Here is a 16,562-nt window from a genome sequence, read left to right as displayed (position 1 = left end):
TGTTTTCTTAAGATTTTGTATAATCAAACTTTAATCACTTTAAAATTCTTGTGCTGGAAGACCACTAGCTGCACCAATAAATGACTTAAATAAGCCTTCTGGACGTTGTGGACGACTCAAAAATTCTGGGTGATATTGTGCTGCAATAAAGAATTTTTTCTTTGGTAATTCGATAATTTCAACTAAGCGGTTATCTGGTGAAACGCCTGAGAAGACCATACCAGCCTTTTCAAAGGCTTCACGGTATTCATTATTGAATTCAAAACGGTGACGGTGACGTTCTTGAATAACATCTTGATCATCGTAAGCCGCACGAGTCTTAGTTCCCTTCTTAAGAGTGGCTGGGTAAATACCTAACCGCAAAGTACCACCAATATTTTCTTCATCACGCTTATCAGCCATAATGTCGATAATATTATTCTTGCAGTTTGGCTCTGCTTCTGCAGAATTAGCATCCTCAAGGTTTAATACATCGCGTGCAAATTCAACACTAGCCATCTGCATCCCCAAACAAATACCTAAGAATGGGATGTCATGTTCACGAGCATACTTAATTGCAGTAATCATTCCTTCAAGACCACGAGTACCAAAACCACCAGGGACAATCAAACCATCTGAATCCTTCATGATTTCTGCAATATTATCTTCAGTTACGTCTTCAGCTTGTACCTTATCAACATCAATCTTAGTGTTGTAAAGATAACCAGCATGTTGCAAAGCATCAGTAACTGAAATATAAGCGTCTTCAAGCTCTACATACTTACCAACCAAGGTAATCTTAGTGTGATGCTTCAAGGTCTTAGCACGCTCATCAAGCTTCTTCCAAGCTTCCATGTCAGCTTCTGGCTTTGGACTCTCTAAGTGTAAGAAATCACAGACTTTTTGATCCATGCCTTGCTTTTGGAAGTTCAAAGGCACATCGAATAATGAAGGAGCATCAATTGATTCAATAATTCGATCAACAGGCACGTCTGTAAAAGTAGAAATCTTGTCTTTGTGTTCTTGGTCAATTGGTTGTTCAGCACGAAGCACTAACATATTTGGTTGAATACCAATACTACGAAGCTCAGCAACTGAGTGTTGTGTTGGCTTAGTCTTCATTTCATGAGCAGCGTGAAGAAGTGGAACCAAAGTACAGTGAATGTACATTACATTTTCTGGACCAACTTCACGGCGCATTTGACGAATAGCTTCCATGAATGGAGTTGATTCGATATCCCCAACAGTACCACCAATTTCAGAAATAATTACATCTGAATCAGTAGTCAAAGCTGCACGCATGATCTTCTTTTTGATCATGTCAGTAATATGAGGAATTACTTGTACAGTAGCACCATGGTAGTCACCACGACGTTCTTTTTCCAAAACTTCTTGGTAAATCTTACCAGTAGTTACGTTAGAATACTTGCTAGTTCTAACATCTACGATTCTTTCATAGTGACCTAAGTCAAGGTCAGCTTCTGTACCATCGTCGGTAACATAAACTTCACCGTGTTGGTATGGATTCATTGTACCTGGGTCAATATTAATATATGGGTCAAACTTTTGCATAGTGACCTTCAAGCCACGATTCTTAAGAAGTCGACCTAAACTTGATGCAGTAATCCCTTTACCAAGTGAAGATACGACACCGCCAGTTACGAAGATGTATTTTGTCATGTTCTGCTCCTTTTAACTTATCCTTTAAACAAAAAAGCTCCCACTAACGGGGAGCTAAACGCACATAGGGTGCCCAACAAAAATATTATCTGCTTTTTCTTCTTAAGTCAAGCAAATTAATTATCTTCGTCGCCATAATCGTCATCAGTATCATCGTCTGTGGCGTCTAAGTCGTCATCTTCTGGATCATCGTTATCGTAGTCGATAATGTCATCATCACCAGTTGCACTAGCTAAGAAGGCATTAACCTTCTTATGGTGCTTACGTGAATCGTCTTCTTCTTCATCCTCAGGGTGGTTAACTTCTTCATCAACTGATTCATATGGGAACCATGAACGAAGTGCCCAAACATTTTCACCCATTGAGATAAATTCACCATCAGTGTTCATATTAGTATAGAATTGTGGTAAACGCTCACGAATTTCTTCGTCACTCTTATTCAAGTATTTTTGTACGGCATTAACAATATCGGCAAATGCCATTCTCTTGCCATTGTCTTCCAAAATTGCACGAGCAACTTCGATCATTGACAATTCATCGCGATTTTTGTCTTTAAATTTGTCTAATCCCACAGCTGTACGTCCTCTCTTATACAATCTTTACTATTCTACTAGGCCTTTAAGTAAAAATCAACGTGACTGCATAGTTACCTATTAAGTATAGTCCATTAAAGAGGTCATATTCAACCCGAAGTTTACGTGAACCATCATCTTGACTCTGATATTCAAGCAAGTTAGTCACGCTGGTCATGTCCATGCGGCGCCCTTCAACTACATAGCGGCAGTTGCCTTTTTCACCCGGAATAAATTTCATTAAAGAATAATTATTGCTGTCAACGCCGCGGCGAATCAACAATTCATTCTCCTTTAGAAGCATCTTCACTGGAATTTGCCCTTCTTCGGCATAAGAAATTCGTGTGACGTCGCCTTCCTCAGTCAATTGCCCTTGCGCATGTCGCGTAAAAGTCTCTGTCTCATTGTCTTGAGTAATTTTACTAGTCAAATCAATCGTAATTGCTGTCAAACAAGCGCCCCCTTTAAACATTATTACTATATCTCTGATATAATTTTAGTTAGATATAATCTATTTTATTATATATAGTTCAAAAAATTAATAAATTAAACTTGGTGGATTTTTATGGCAAGATTTCAAAGCGAAAAATTAAAACAAGAGGTTGTTCTCCGTGATCCGGTTCACGGCTATATTCATATTGAAGATAAAGTTGTTTTGGACATACTGAAGTCTAAAGAATTTCAACGCATGCGTCGCATTAAACAGTTAGGTCCTGTTAGCTATGTTTTTCCAGGTGCAACTCACACTAGATTTGAGCACAACTTAGGCGTTTATGAATTAACGAGAAGAATTTGCGATATCTTTAGCAAAAAATATCCCTCAATTACGCCAGGAGACGGTCTCTGGAACGATGATAATCGATTACTGGTAGAATGTGCCGGATTGCTTCATGACATCGGTCACGGGCCCTATTCGCACACATTCGAGCACCTTTTTGGCACCAATCATGAAAAAATTGGACAAAAGATCATTACTGACCCTAATACAGAAATTAACCATGCATTAAAACAAGTTGCACCTAACTTTCCTGAATTAGTCGCCAGCGTAATCGCTAAGACTTATCCTAATCCGCAAGTGGTTAAAATGATCTCAAGTCAAGCTGACGCTGACCGGATGGATTATTTGCAGCGGGATGCTTATTTCACCGGAGTTAACTATGGTAGGTTCGATTTATCAAGAATTTTACGGGTAATCCGTCCTTATCAAAATGGTATTTGTTTTACCAACAATGGGATGCATGCCGTTGAAGACTATATCGTGTCACGCTATCAGATGTACCAACAGGTCTACTTCCACCGCGTAGGACGCTCAATGGAAGTCATCTTGCATCACCTTTTAGAGCGCGCTCAAGCTGTTTATAAAAAGGGAAATCTGCAAGTTACACCTAGCTTGGCTAAATTCCTTGAAGGCAATTGGACTTTAGACGATTATTTAAAGCTTGATGATGGAGTAATGGAAACTAATTTTTCTATGTGGACCCAGGCACAAGATCCAATCTTATCTGACATAGCCAAGCGTTACTTGTACAGAGAACCGCTAGCTAGTGTCCGAATCGATGAAGAAACCAAAAATCTTTTACCTAAGCTCAAGAGCCTAATCAAGCAAGCTGGCTTTAATCCTGATTACTATACCGCTACCAATTCCGCATTCGATGAACCATATGATGCTTATAAGCCAACGGGGAAAAATGCTAATAGTCAAATTGAAATTATGCAAGACGACGGCAGCATGATTGAGTTATCCCAACTCAGCCCATTGGTTCGCGCATTAAATGGTACTTTCCAAGGAGATGAACGCTTCTTCTTCCCTAAAACTATGCTCAGTCACGATGAAGATCAGCCGCAAATTTTCGATCCACTTTATGAGCAATTTCAAAAATATATTAAGAATGGTGCCTTAAGATATTTGAGAAGACCAAAACGTGAGCAAAAGAAGTAAAATTAAGGTAAATCCTAGAATCGAGGTATTTATGATGAACAGACATGATTTAAATACAGATGTAAGAACTCAAATTAATCCAGAAGATGAAGTAAAGGCAGAACCTAAGAGCGGCTATACTCAAGTTAAAGACTTGATGGACACAGTTCATGGTTATTGCATGGACTATACTAAAATGTCTTTTGACTTCATTCATGAAAATAAGGATTTGGTAAAAGACGTAGTCAAGATTAGTTGTAAAACCGCCATGGTAGCTTGCGTTGCTAGTGCCAGCATTGCGATTGCCAAGATTGTTTCTGGCAAAGATTAAATTATTATTTAGCTCATGTAAAAAAGGGATGCGACGCATCCCTTTTTTGTGTTGCAATATTTACCTAACTTCTTCGTCATTTAATTCCAACAGTAATGCATAAAGTGCACCATATAAGTTAGAATCATTGCCATGCTTAGCAGCCACAATCACCGGCTTAATCACTTGATTATTCAACATTGGATTATTCTGCAAAATTTTATCAAATTGATTGTTAATTTCTTCAATCAAAATTGGCTGTGCACTAATCCCGCCACCAATAATTACTTTAGAGCCATTGATTACTGCCTGAATATTGAGGATCATGATTGCTACATTGCGGCAATAGCGTTTAAAAACGGCTAGTGCTCTTAAATCGCCATTGTTAATTGCCTCAAACGCGGTCAAGCCGTTATCAAGATCGATATTCCCCAAAGCCAGGTTAACTTTTTTGATCATATTAACCGCAGAACAACTAAAGCCAGCATAAGCAGCCATATTCCTAGTACCAATACTTGAATTCGTAATCATCCAACTCAATTCGCCAGCTTGAAAAGTCCAGCCATGTAAAATACGATTATCAACTATGACACCGCCGCCAACACCAGTGCCTAAGGTAATTGCGATCCCAGTATTGACGTCATGCAATTCGCCTAGCCATTGCTCTGACAAAGCAGCTGCTTTACCATCATTTTCTACGCCAACTGGTACATTATATTTTTTACCTAAAGTCTCTTCTAAATTCAAGCCATCTAAGAATGGCAAGGCTCCACCAAAATAGATAATTTTATTCTTGGTATCAATCTTACCAGGAGCACAGACTGCAATGCCAGCGAACTTTCCTTGATACTTGTCGGCGACTTCATACATCGTCTGCATGAATGCATCTAGGTTTTCAGTATTAGTCTTTACCCGGTCTTTTTCAAGAATATGCCCTTCTTGATCAATTAATGCATATTTCAAGTTAGTCCCGCCAATATCGAATGATAAATATTGTGTCATAATTTTGTCCTCTTTAAATGAAAAACATCTATCTCTAATTATAGATGTTTCTCATGTGTATTTTTATACACTCTTATTTATTATAAATGGTGATGATTTTTTCCAAAAAAAATAAAATGACTAACCTCTCGGCTAGCCATTTTTTATTATCAAATTTTATCTTACTTGTTCTTGTCAGCTTCGTATCTGGTGTTGAACAATGGGCTAAGTGCTTCATGGTTTTGGATACACTTAATAGCATCACCCATCAATGGACCAACTGATACCAAAAGCATCTTGTCAAGCTTCTTCTCTGCTGGTTGATTGATTGAATCAGTCAAAACCAAATTCTTAATTGGTGAATCGTTCAATCTCTTAATAGCTGGACCAGATAGAACAGCATGAGTTGCACTAGCATAAACTTCAGTAGCACCTGCATCAATTAAGGCTTGAGCAGCTAAAGTAATAGTACCAGCAGTATCAATCATGTCATCAATGATGATAGCACGCTTACCCTTAACGTCACCGATAATGTTCATAACTTCAGCAACATTAGCCTTTGGACGACGCTTATCAACGATGGCAATTGGGCAACCTAAGAATTCAGCAAGCTTTCTAGCACGAGTAACACCACCGTGATCTGGTGAAACTACAACAGCGTCCTTCTCTAAGCCGTTACGCAAGAAGTAGTCTGCCAAAAGTGGAGCACCCATTAAGTTATCAACTGGAATATCAAAGAAACCTTGAATTTGTGGTGCATGTAAGTCAAGTGAAAGAATGCGATCAGCACCTGCAGCTTGAAGCATGTCTGCAACCAATTTAGCAGTAATTGGTTCACGAGCACGAGTCTTACGATCTTGACGAGCATAACCGTAGTAAGGCATCACAATGTTAATTGTACGAGCACTTGCACGACGTACAGCGTCAATCATAATCAACAATTCCATTAAATTGTCATTAACTGGCTTACTGGTTGATTGTACAAGGTAGACATCTTTACCACGCACAGTTTCATCAATATTAATTTGAATTTCGCCATCACTGAAACGTTCAACACTAGACTTGGAAAGTGGAACACCCACACGATCCGCAATCTTTTGTGCTAATGGTACATTTGAGTTAAGGGCGAAGATCATCATATCGTCTTTATAGGACATAATTTCCTCCGTAAAAATATTTAACCAGCTCTATTTTAGCAAAAGTTGCTCTAAAAAGAACCACATTCTCCTTAATTATAGCAAGAATTTTGCCGCAACCATAAAAAAGCACTAACTATTAATCGCTAAAAAAGTTAGAATATATTTGTACTTTCTAGTACAACGAAAATATCCTAAAAAATAAGACGTAGTGTCATTTTAGATACTACGTCTTATTTTATATATTTTTAGTTGTTTGCAACTGCAGCTTGTGTTACATAATCGCCTAAGTTCAAAATTTGTGCAGCTCCGTTAACACTAATTGATAAACTACCGTTAGTAGTTAATTGAACAGAACTTTCTGCTACATTATTAGCATTAGCTACAACCTTAATAATAGCTGCCATTTCATCTGAAGTTAAATTGGTCATGTTAGCAACAGCAACTCTCTTGCCATCAAGTTTAGCCTTTGCACTAACAATAGCAGCATCTGCTTCGTTAACTTGAGCAATAGTAGCTGTAGCATCGTTGTTAACAGTTGTACCATCACTGATTGCCTTGTCATATGCAGCCTTTACATCACTTGAAGCGAGCTTGTAAGCTTCTGAACCCTTAACGCTAGTTGCTTCATTAATGTCTTGGAGCAACTTAGCCTTGTTAGCTGCTGTGGCAACAGTAACGTCTTCTCTAGCTTGTTCCGGAGTGTTAACAGGAGTTAATGTCTTACCACTTACAGCAACGTCTGAATCCTTTAAATAGCCTCTACCGCTTGATAATTTATAGAATAATTCTGGAGTAGCAGTTGCAGAAGTTGCAATATATCTCAATTCTGAAACTTGTTGACTTTGACCTTCGCCAAATGCTCTAACGTTATCTGGTTGTCCCTTAATATTGTAAAGTGGAGCAACATTAATCGTAGTTACCTTGGTTACGTTTGGATCTACAGTATTATCACCAGTATCAACAGTAGCAGCACCATCTGGTTCGTTAACTGGTTCTAGTTCTGGGCCTGAAATTTTACCTACATTAGCAGCCTTAACGAATTGATTATCACTAATCTTGTAGTAAAGCTTAGTACCAATGTATCTTGCTTCAGTAGCTTTAACAGTCTTACCCTTCTTAACTGTCTTCTTCTTGGTGTCACCGTTACCATTGTAGATGTAAGCATTCTTCTTCATGGTAATTGAAGTTGCCTTAACGGTTCTAGTTACATTACTTGCCTTAACAAAAGCAGTGCCTTTCTTGTCAAGTTGGTAGTAATCCTTACCCTTAATGGTTTCAATGCCATAAACATCAATTGCGGCACCCTTTAAAAGCTTAGACTTACCTTGGTACTTGTTGATGCGCTTACCATTATTATCATAAATATAAGCATTCTTCTTTAATGAGTAGTCATATTTTTTAGTTGATTCTGCATCATTTGAAACAGATGATTCTTGGTTTGAAGTGGTTTTACCATCAATGTTAACAGTTCGTACAAAAGCAGTACCCTTCTTGTCAAGTTGGTAATACTTCTTACCGTTAATGGTTTGAATACCGTAAGTAGTGACTGAATCACCCTTAACAAACTTAGATTTGCCTTGGTACTTGCTGATACGTTTACCGTTCTTGTCATAAATGTATGAGTTAGAAACAAACTTAGCCTTAGTACCCTTTGACAGTGATGAAGTTGATGACGCAGCTTTACCATCTACGTTAACAGCCTTGATATAAGCACCACCGCCAAGATCGTAGTACTTTACACCATTGATAGTCTTAGTGCCAGTTGAAGTAACAGTTACGCCTTTAGCAATAGTAGTGTATTTTGCACTGCCCATGTACTTATCAAGACGCTTACCATTCTTATCGTACACATAAGCATTACGTACCAAAGTGATCTTGTTGCTTGCTGTCTTCTTTGAAGTAGTCTTCTTAGGAGCAGCTTGAACAGTGTTGACGTTTTCTGCAGTACCCAAAAGTGGAGCAACACTCATCAATGCAGCTGCTGAGACCATAACTAATTTATGACTTAATTTCATCGATAAATACCTCATTCTTACTAAACTTAAAGTTCATTTATATATTGTAGATCTAAAATATTTTTTTGCCAATTTAGAAACGAAAAAGACATCTTTTCATAACGAAAAAGTGTCTTTTTCCTATCAATTATTACTTAACAGTTACATCTGAAGCTTTAATGTAATAATGATTTGGTTGCAAAGCATAATACTTAACACCATTAATGGTCTTAGTACCTAAACCTTTAACAGTGATCTTTTTACCAATGTAACTAGTGCCTAAATAGTTTTTTACACGCTTACCATTCTTGTCGTAAACGTAAGCCTTATTCTTAGTAGTTATCTTAACTGCCTTAGCCACTGGCGTCTTCTTTGATGAAGTTTTCTTAGTAGTCTTTTCTGAGTTGCTTTTTTTAGTAGTCTTAGTGGCAGTTTTCTTAGTTGATTCTTTAACTACTTTTTTAGTGTTTTTATTTGAATTAGTCTTCTTAACAGCCTTCTTAGTTGAAGTAGAAGTTGTTACCTTCTTGCCATCACTCTTTAAAGTATAAGTAGTATTGCCTGACTTATAAGTTACTGTACCTTCAGTTGCAGTTGCAGGAATCCAGTACTTCAAATCAGTTTGAATACTGTAGTAAACTTGACCGTCGATATTCTTGACGTTCCAAATAGTGTAGCTACCACCCTTAGGAGCAGTCTTAGAAGTTTTCTTACCATTACGGTCGACAAACTTCATAGTCTTAGTTACTTTAACTTTGCTGTTTTTACCGTAAGTATTATGTACACCATTAGTACTCTTAGTAGCAGCTTGAACAGATACAGTATTTTCTGCCATGCCTAATACTGGGCTAACACCCATCAAAACAGCTGCTGAAACCATAACTAACTTATGACTTAATTTCATAGTATTACCTACCTCATGTAAAAATTATTATTAGTACACCTTATTGTAGGTCTCAATTATTATTTTGCAATAAGTATTTAGCAATTCTTAACAAAAAAGCACTAGCTTGATACACTAGTGCCTTATTCTTAATCCCATTCTTTATCTTGAGAAAGAGGAAGCTTATGCCAATAATCTGGCTTATTAACTTGACGGCCACGGCCAATTGCCATGTCATATTTATTAACGTCCTTAGTAACAGTGGTATCAGCTGCAATAAAGGCGTGATCCGCAACATTAATTGGAGCAATCAATGTTGAGCCAGCGCCAATAAAGGCATGATCACCAACATTAGTATGGAACTTCTTTACACCATCGTAATTAGAGAAGATCGTACCACAGCCAATGTTAATGTCTTTACCTAAGGTAGCGTCTCCAACATAAGTCAAGTGACCTACTTTAGTATTTTCACCAATCTCAGCCTTCTTAATTTCCACAAAGTTACCAATATGTGCACCTTTGCGAATAATTGCCTTAGGACGAAGGTGTGAATTAGGACCGATGTCAGTATTATCGTCCATTTCAGCTTCTTCAACAGTTGAAGAAGTAACAGTGACATTATTACCAATCTTAGAATCAACGATTCTTGAACCACTAGTAATGTAGCAATCACTACCGATTTCTGTGTTTCCTTTAATCACAACATTACCTTCAATTACAGTGTCGTTGCCAATCTTAACATCTGCATCAATATAAGCAGTATCAGGGTCGATAAATGAAACACCATCACGCATATGCTGTTCATTAATTCTTCTTTGCATAGTCTTAGTAGCTTGAGCTAATGCAATACGGTCATTAACGCCAAGGCTTTCACTAAAGTCAGGCATCTTGTAAGCACCAACGCGTTCACCACTATTGCGCAAGATTTCTAAAACATCAGTTAAGTAATATTCACCTTGAGCATTGTCATTATTAACGTGCTTCAATGCTTCAAATAATTTTTTATTGTCAAAGCAAAATACACCAGTATTGATTTCTTTTACTTTTAATTCTTCTGGTTTACCATCTTTTTGTTCTACAATTCGTAAAACATTGCCTTGATCATCACGAATAATTCGACCATAGCCAAATGGATTTGGAGCTTTCGCGGTCAATACAGTTGCAGCATTGCCTTTTTCTGCATGATACTTGAATAGTTCATTAAATGTATCAGTTGTGAAAAGTGGTGTATCACCAGTAACTACTAAAGTAGCACCATCTTTGTCACACAATTCTTCACGCGCAGTCATTACGGCGTCACCAGTACCTAATTGCTTTTCTTGGAAAGCAAACTTAGACTTGTCTGCCAGTACTTTTTCTACATCGCCAGCACCTGTACCAACGATTGTAACGATTTCTGCAGGATTAACGCCTTGAGCTGTATCAACAACATGCTCAACCATGGTTTTACCACAAACTTTGTGTAAAACCTTGTACAACTTTGACTTCATTCGTGTGCCCTTACCTGCGGCAAGAACGACTACATATTTTTCCATTAATATTAACCTCTTAATAATCAAAACTTGATTCTAGTATACCATTTTAGAAACGGTCAAAATCAGTTTCAGTTAAGAAGTTACCAGGTTCTGCTACAATCAGCTTTTGGGCAGTATCAATTTCACTAATTTTTACTAATGAAAGATAGTTCTTAATCAGCTTTTCTTTGTCAAAATCGGCTTCACAGAGTACACAAACGCCGGCAATAGTACCATCGAATTCCTTAACTAATTCTTCCATTCCGGTTAGGGTACCGCCACCCTTCATAAAATCATCGACAATTAAAACTTTAGCTTCTTTTTTAAGAGCACGAGTCGGTAATTCCATCTTCGATACTCGAGACAACGATGAAGAAATATAGTTAACAGAAACAGTAGCACCTTCTGTTACCTTTGATCGCTTTCTAGCTGTAACAAATGGTACATCTAAAAAACGAGCAACTGCTTGGGCTAAAGCAATCCCTTTTGTTTCAACTGTCATGACAGCATCGATTTCTTCATAAGCATAATGAGTAGCTACTAATTCACCAATTTTACGTAAATCTTGCGTATTGCCTAAAATATCTGACAGATACACAAAACCACCGGCTAAAATTCTACTTGGATCCTCAATCCTAGTTGATAAATCTGACAAATATACTTCCGCGTGTTTTTTACCTAAAAATGGAATATAGCGCACGCCACCAGCTGCACCGGCTACAGTCTCCAAAATACCATCTTGATTGCTGGCAAGAGTGTGCTTCAAAATAGCTAAATCTTCTGAAATAGATGACTTAGCAGCGCCGTAACGCTTAGCAAAGAATGGTAGTGCAATTAAAGTATGGGGACGCTCCATTAAATATTTGGTCATGTCCACCAATCTTTCTGAACGTTTCATGAAATTTCCTTTCTAATGTTTGGTTTATACTTAATTAATATACTCTAAAGGGCAAAAAAAAGCACTAACATTTTAAATAAATGCTAGTGACAATTTCAAAAATTGTGTTTAAGCTTCAGCCTCTTCAGCTTCATCATCAAACTCTAATGCAATATTCTTAGTTAGTAAATCGGTATAACTGTAAGAAACATGTTTAAAATTATTTTGATGTTGGTCTAAATCAACCACAAACACTGCAGGGAAAGTCTCTCTTAGAATCCCCCGTCTCTTAGTAACTTTCTTACGACCCGCTTGAGCTACTACTGTTAAAGCATCACCTAAGTGAGAATCCAACTTATGTTTAATTGTGATAATTGATGTTGGCACTAAACAACAGCTCCTTTATGTAAATTATATCACAAATATATAATAAATTCAATATTAGGCATTACTTTGCAGGAATAAATTTAGCAATCTTAATGAATTGTTCAATTGTTAGGTCTTCAGGCCGAATTCGTGGTTCTACACCTAATTCTGTAATCAATTCATCTCGTTTGGTTTTATCTGGCAATAATGACTTTAAGTTATTGTTCAGTGTCTTTCTTCTTTGTGAAAAGCACATTTTCACAACCCAAATAAAGTGCTTGCGATCTTCAATAGCAGGCTTTTCTTTTAGCGGAGTCAAAACAACTACACTAGAATCAACTTTAGGTCGTGGCATAAAGGAATTACGCCCCACTTGTAAAGCAAGCTTAACTTTCATTTCTGTTTGAACAGAAATCGTTAATGGGCCATAATCCTTGCTACCTGATTGAGCTTCTAATCGCTCTGCCACTTCTTTTTGCATCATCAAGGTCAGCGAAGTAAAGTGCAAGTCAGATTCAGCTAAAGCAAAAATAATCGGTGTCGTAATGTAGTATGGTAAATTGGCTACAACTTTGATCGGTTTAGTGAAGTCAAAAAAGTCACCAATATCTTCTTTAAAATTAGCCTTTAATACATCCTTAAGCAAAATCTTAAAGCGACTAGCCAAAGGCTGATCATCAATTTTCTTAGGCAGTTCATTCTGTAAAATCGTAGGTAAGCTATCATCAACTTCATAAGCAAAAATTTTAGCGCCTGCCAACAGTAGTTGCTCAGTCAAAGAGCCAATACCTGGTCCAATTTCAATGACTTGATCATCTTTTTTTATCCCAGCAGCTTCAACAATACCTAAAATAGCAGTCTGATCAACTAAGAAATTTTGCCCTAAGTTCTTTTTAGCTTTGACAAAGTAACGGTTAACAATTGCTTGTGTTCTAACTGGAGAGCCAATTGGAATATTATTTGTCATTTTCTACCTCCTTGACAGCTGCCTTTAATTCAGCTAATGAAACGCCAAAAGTATGCAAGCGATTATAAAACTGCTTGGAATTGCCATAGCCAACTCGTAATTTAATGCCTACTTGTTCACGTAATTTTCGTGAGCCGCTACCACCAGCTAAACCTAATTGCCGATAAATTGCTGGAGTTAAATCACTTTTTTGCGGTTCAACCTCATGCAAATCACTTAGTGCATGCTCAAGTGCTTCTTTTGAAGCATGTTCTACACCTAGACTCCCCTTTTTATGAGGTTCGCCTTCCTTACGGGTAATAAAAGCTTGCTTTGCATCAGGAACAGCTTTAGTTACAATGCGCCGGATTCTTTCGCCATTAAAGTCAGGATCAGTAAAGACAATAATTTGCCGACTCTCACTTAATTTTTGGATTTGCTTCAATACTTCATCTGAAACGGCTGATCCATTAGTCTCAATTGTCTCGATTCCTGGGAAAAATTGTTTTAAACGGATGGTATCGTCTTTCCCCTCAACAACGATTACCGCATCAAAATTCTTTTTATTTAAGCCCATAAACTCTCACTGTGTTCTTATAAGTAGCATCCGCCGCTTTCTCTAGTGGAATATCCTTCAACTTAGCAATTGCTTCTGCCACATAACGTACGTAGCCAGTTTCATTTTGATGACCACGATATGGCTTAGGCGTTAAATATGGCGCGTCGGTTTCAACTAAAATTCGGTCAAGTGGCGCAGCTTTTGCACTCTCGTGTACTTCCGTAGCCTTAGTGAAAGAAACAACACCTGAATATGAAAAGTAAACATTCAAATCCAAAAACTTATTTAACCAGTCAACACCACCGTTAAAACTATGCAAAACAGCACCATATTCCAGATTGCTATTTTTCAAGATGTTATAACAATCTCCAAATGCATCCCTAGTATGGATATCAACCGGCATCTTCAAGTCATGTGCTACTTCAATTTGCCGCGCAAAAACATTGCGCTGTACGTCGCGCGGCGATTCATCCCAATAATAATCTAGCCCGATTTCGCCCATTGCAACTACCTTAGGCTGCTTCAATTGTTCAATTAGTTTATCTTCAGCCTGTTGATCATAGTCTTTAGCCACATCGGGACAGTAACCGACCATCGCATAGACATTATCAAACTTTTGTGCTAAGTCAACCGCTCTTTGATTAAAGTCAGGATCTTGCCCCGCACAAATAACCTTGGTTACATCAAGTGCTTTTGCTCGTTCTAAATAATATTGTTCCTTGCCGCGAAACGGCTCGTCATTCAAATGAGTATGATTATCAATGATCTCCATTAGCCGAGTTCAGCCCCAACTGCATGTTCATCACCAACAAGAGCTAACTTAATTTTGCCATGCTTTTCACTTGATAAGAGCATCCCTTCACTAAGGTGACCCAGCATCTTACGTGGCTTTAAGTTAGTAACAGCTAAAACCTTTTTGTCTAATAGCTCACTTGCATCTGGATAAAACTTGCGGATACCACTCAAAATTTGGGTTTCCTTGCCATTACCAAAGTCCAGCTTGAACATGAGCAACTTGCTTGAGCCTTTAACTGGTTCAACTGACAAAATTTGGCCTACTTGGATCTTAACCTTGTCAAAATCGTCAATGGTGATTTCGTCACCCTTCTTTTGTTCACTTCTAGTGGTCTTCTTTGGCTTAGCTTTAGCCATTTCATCCTTGATGTACTTAACTTCTTCGTCCATCTTAAGTCTTGGGAAAATTGGTTGTGGTTTTTCAATTACTTTAACATCCCAATCAAAGTCACCAAAGGCCAAATGCTTAGCGTCTTCATTGTCCCAATTTAAACCAAGTTGCTTGAACATAATTGGTGCAGTTTCGGTCATTACTGGTTCAATCATAATAGCAATTAAATGCAAGCTTTCAGCCAAGTTGCTCATGACCTTGCTAAGTTCTTCCTTTTTACCTTCTTTGTTCAAAGCCCATGGAGTAGTTTCATCAATATACTTGTTAGCACGAGAAACCAACTTCCAAATATTGTCTAATGCCTTAGAGAAGTGAAGTGAATTCATATTTTCTCTGTAATCATTAATGACACTAGCAGCTGTATCTTGCAAGTCTTTGCCAAATTCAGCTTGAGCAACAGGAACTGCATCAACATGACCAGCTTGATATTGATTAATCATTGACACGGTTCTGTTAAGTAAGTTACCCAAATCGTTGGCCAAGTCATAATTAATTCTTTCAACAAAGTCTTCTGGTGTAAAAATACCGTCATCGCCAAATGGAAGAGCACGCATCAAGTAATAGCGAAGTGGATCAACACCATAACGACTAGTCAATGATTCTGGATAAACAGCATTCCCCTTTGACTTAGACATCTTGCCATTTTTCATTAATACCCAACCATGGCCGATAATGTGCTTAGGAAGTGGCAAATCAAGAGCCATTAACATAATTGGCCAATAAATAGTGTGGAAACGAACGATTTCCTTACCTACCAAATGAACATCTGCTGGCCAATATTTCTTAAACAATGAATCATCATCTGAGCCATAGCCCAAAGCGGTAATATAGTTTGAAAGTGCATCGATCCAAACGTAAACCACGTGTTTAGGATCACTTGGAACAGGAATTCCCCAGTTAACAGTAGTCCGGGTAACTGATAAATCTTCCAAACCTGGCTTAATGAAGTTATTAAGCATTTCCTTTTCACGTGAATGAGGCAAAATGAAGTCAGGATGTTCCTTGTAGTATTCTACTAAGCGGTCTGCGTACTTACTCATCTTGAAGAAATAAGATGGTTCTTTAACTAGGCGTACTTCATGACCACTAGGTGCCTTACCGCCGATCACATTACCATCATCATCTTTATAGACTTCAGCTAATTGTGATTCAGTGAAATATTCTTCATCTTCAACTGAATACCAACCAGTATATTCGCCTAAATAAATGTCGCCTTTCTTTAACAGCTTTTCAAAAATCTTTTGGACAGCTTGAACATGTTGTTCATCAGTAGTTCTAATAAACTTGTCATAAGAAATGTTAAGGCTCTTCCATAATTTTTTGTAAGAAGCAGCCATCTTATCAACAAACTCTTGTGGCTTGATTCCTTGTGCTTCAGCCTTTTGTTCGATCTTCAAGCCATGTTCATCAGTACCAGTTAAAAAGAAAGTATCATAGCCTTGACTACGCTTATAGCGAGCCATTGTATCAGCTGCGATAGTAGTATAAGCATTTCCGATCGTTAAACGACCAGATGGATAATAAATTGGGGTTGTAATATAAAAAGTATCTTTATCAGCCATTGATTAATCAAACTCCTTTAATCGTCTAAAATATCTATTTTATTTTAACATGCAAAAAAAGGAATTGGGCTAAAACCACGAATTCCTTTTAATATC

16 protein-coding genes are annotated in these 16,562 nt (G+C 37.7%); 2 read left to right on the top strand and 14 right to left on the bottom strand.

The window, feature by feature from the left end; all coding sequences use genetic code 11:
* Window positions 1-39 precede the first annotated feature (39 nt).
* The 3 genes from J6L97_RS01300 to J6L97_RS01290 form a co-directional block, all read right to left on the bottom strand.
* Window positions 40-1,659: a CTP synthase gene (locus J6L97_RS01300; RefSeq protein ID WP_005725368.1), complete on the bottom strand. Its 1,620-nt coding sequence runs from the start codon at window positions 1,657-1,659 to the stop codon at window positions 40-42.
* A 116-nt stretch (window positions 1,660-1,775) separates the two neighbouring features.
* Window positions 1,776-2,231, bottom strand: a complete 456-nt coding sequence (rpoE, locus tag J6L97_RS01295; RefSeq protein ID WP_057726194.1) for a DNA-directed RNA polymerase subunit delta — start codon at window positions 2,229-2,231, stop codon at window positions 1,776-1,778.
* A gap of 46 nt (window positions 2,232-2,277) precedes the next feature.
* Window positions 2,278-2,682 (bottom strand): YwiB family protein, encoded by a 405-nt coding sequence (locus J6L97_RS01290; RefSeq protein ID WP_035443525.1) that lies wholly within the window; start codon window positions 2,680-2,682, stop codon window positions 2,278-2,280.
* A 114-nt stretch (window positions 2,683-2,796) separates the two neighbouring features.
* Between J6L97_RS01290 and J6L97_RS01285 the strand changes: the two genes are divergently transcribed.
* Both J6L97_RS01285 and J6L97_RS01280 read left to right on the top strand, forming a co-directional pair.
* Window positions 2,797-4,170, top strand: coding sequence for an HD domain-containing protein (locus tag J6L97_RS01285; RefSeq protein WP_057726197.1), 1,374 nt, complete (start codon window positions 2,797-2,799; stop codon window positions 4,168-4,170).
* A gap of 34 nt (window positions 4,171-4,204) precedes the next feature.
* Window positions 4,205-4,480, top strand: coding sequence for a hypothetical protein (locus J6L97_RS01280; RefSeq protein WP_054832678.1), 276 nt, complete (start codon window positions 4,205-4,207; stop codon window positions 4,478-4,480).
* Between the two features lie 60 nt (window positions 4,481-4,540).
* On the opposite strand, the gene J6L97_RS01275 is transcribed toward J6L97_RS01280, so the two are convergent.
* The 11 genes from J6L97_RS01275 to metG form a co-directional block, all read right to left on the bottom strand.
* Window positions 4,541-5,461, bottom strand: coding sequence for an ROK family protein (locus tag J6L97_RS01275; RefSeq protein WP_057726199.1), 921 nt, complete (start codon window positions 5,459-5,461; stop codon window positions 4,541-4,543).
* Between the two features lie 161 nt (window positions 5,462-5,622).
* Entirely contained in the window at window positions 5,623-6,597 is a 975-nt protein-coding gene (locus tag J6L97_RS01270; RefSeq protein WP_054832675.1) for a ribose-phosphate diphosphokinase, read from the bottom strand.
* A 227-nt stretch (window positions 6,598-6,824) separates the two neighbouring features.
* Entirely contained in the window at window positions 6,825-8,594 is a 1,770-nt protein-coding gene (locus tag J6L97_RS01265) for an SLAP domain-containing protein (RefSeq protein ID WP_057726202.1), read from the bottom strand.
* Between the two features lie 130 nt (window positions 8,595-8,724).
* On the bottom strand, window positions 8,725-9,477 hold the full coding sequence (locus tag J6L97_RS01260; protein WP_005718484.1) for an SLAP domain-containing protein: 753 nt from the start codon (window positions 9,475-9,477) through the stop codon (window positions 8,725-8,727).
* A gap of 128 nt (window positions 9,478-9,605) precedes the next feature.
* The gene (gene glmU, locus J6L97_RS01255; protein WP_057726204.1) at window positions 9,606-10,991 is read right to left on the bottom strand and encodes a bifunctional UDP-N-acetylglucosamine diphosphorylase/glucosamine-1-phosphate N-acetyltransferase GlmU; all 1,386 of its coding nucleotides are present in this window, start codon (window positions 10,989-10,991) and stop codon (window positions 9,606-9,608) included.
* A 46-nt stretch (window positions 10,992-11,037) separates the two neighbouring features.
* Window positions 11,038-11,868 carry a pur operon repressor gene (gene purR, locus J6L97_RS01250; protein WP_023488471.1) on the bottom strand — a complete coding sequence of 277 codons (831 nt, stop codon included), beginning with the start codon at window positions 11,866-11,868 and terminating at the stop codon, window positions 11,038-11,040.
* Between the two features lie 108 nt (window positions 11,869-11,976).
* Window positions 11,977-12,234 carry a Veg family protein gene (locus J6L97_RS01245; protein WP_013085757.1) on the bottom strand — a complete coding sequence of 86 codons (258 nt, stop codon included), beginning with the start codon at window positions 12,232-12,234 and terminating at the stop codon, window positions 11,977-11,979.
* A gap of 61 nt (window positions 12,235-12,295) precedes the next feature.
* On the bottom strand, window positions 12,296-13,180 hold the full coding sequence (rsmA, locus tag J6L97_RS01240; protein WP_057726206.1) for a 16S rRNA (adenine(1518)-N(6)/adenine(1519)-N(6))-dimethyltransferase RsmA: 885 nt from the start codon (window positions 13,178-13,180) through the stop codon (window positions 12,296-12,298).
* Window positions 13,170-13,736 (bottom strand): ribonuclease M5, encoded by a 567-nt coding sequence (rnmV, locus tag J6L97_RS01235; protein WP_005718476.1) that lies wholly within the window; start codon window positions 13,734-13,736, stop codon window positions 13,170-13,172. The genes rsmA and rnmV overlap by 11 nt, the downstream gene beginning before the upstream one ends.
* Window positions 13,723-14,490, bottom strand: coding sequence for a TatD family hydrolase (locus J6L97_RS01230; RefSeq protein ID WP_054832674.1), 768 nt, complete (start codon window positions 14,488-14,490; stop codon window positions 13,723-13,725). Before J6L97_RS01230 ends, rnmV begins: the two co-directional genes overlap by 14 nt.
* Window positions 14,490-16,466, bottom strand: a complete 1,977-nt coding sequence (gene metG / locus J6L97_RS01225; protein ID WP_057726208.1) for a methionine--tRNA ligase — start codon at window positions 16,464-16,466, stop codon at window positions 14,490-14,492. The genes J6L97_RS01230 and metG overlap by 1 nt, the downstream gene beginning before the upstream one ends.
* Window positions 16,467-16,562 lie beyond the last annotated feature (96 nt).

Source organism: Lactobacillus crispatus (assembly GCF_018987235.1).
Taxonomy (GTDB): Bacteria; Bacillota; Bacilli; order Lactobacillales; family Lactobacillaceae; genus Lactobacillus; species Lactobacillus crispatus.
This window is presented reverse-complemented; position numbering and strand designations above follow the sequence as displayed.

What these genes read in the sequence shown, in the direction of transcription:
- J6L97_RS01300 (WP_005725368.1), bottom strand. Translation starts at nt 1,659, where the DNA reads ATGACAAAATACATCTTCGTAACTGGCGGTGTCGTATCTTCACTTGGT.
- J6L97_RS01285 (WP_057726197.1), top strand. Translation starts at nt 2,797, where the DNA reads ATGGCAAGATTTCAAAGCGAAAAATTAAAACAAGAGGTTGTTCTCCGT.
- J6L97_RS01280 (WP_054832678.1), top strand. Translation starts at nt 4,205, where the DNA reads ATGAACAGACATGATTTAAATACAGATGTAAGAACTCAAATTAATCCA.
- J6L97_RS01275 (WP_057726199.1), bottom strand. Translation starts at nt 5,461, where the DNA reads ATGACACAATATTTATCATTCGATATTGGCGGGACTAACTTGAAATAT.
- J6L97_RS01270 (WP_054832675.1), bottom strand. Translation starts at nt 6,597, where the DNA reads ATGTCCTATAAAGACGATATGATGATCTTCGCCCTTAACTCAAATGTA.
- J6L97_RS01265 (WP_057726202.1), bottom strand. Translation starts at nt 8,594, where the DNA reads ATGAAATTAAGTCATAAATTAGTTATGGTCTCAGCAGCTGCATTGATG.
- J6L97_RS01260 (WP_005718484.1), bottom strand. Translation starts at nt 9,477, where the DNA reads ATGAAATTAAGTCATAAGTTAGTTATGGTTTCAGCAGCTGTTTTGATG.
- glmU (WP_057726204.1), bottom strand. Translation starts at nt 10,991, where the DNA reads ATGGAAAAATATGTAGTCGTTCTTGCCGCAGGTAAGGGCACACGAATG.
- purR (WP_023488471.1), bottom strand. Translation starts at nt 11,868, where the DNA reads ATGAAACGTTCAGAAAGATTGGTGGACATGACCAAATATTTAATGGAG.
- rsmA (WP_057726206.1), bottom strand. Translation starts at nt 13,180, where the DNA reads ATGACAAATAATATTCCAATTGGCTCTCCAGTTAGAACACAAGCAATT.
- rnmV (WP_005718476.1), bottom strand. Translation starts at nt 13,736, where the DNA reads ATGGGCTTAAATAAAAAGAATTTTGATGCGGTAATCGTTGTTGAGGGG.
- J6L97_RS01230 (WP_054832674.1), bottom strand. Translation starts at nt 14,490, where the DNA reads ATGGAGATCATTGATAATCATACTCATTTGAATGACGAGCCGTTTCGC.
- metG (WP_057726208.1), bottom strand. Translation starts at nt 16,466, where the DNA reads ATGGCTGATAAAGATACTTTTTATATTACAACCCCAATTTATTATCCA.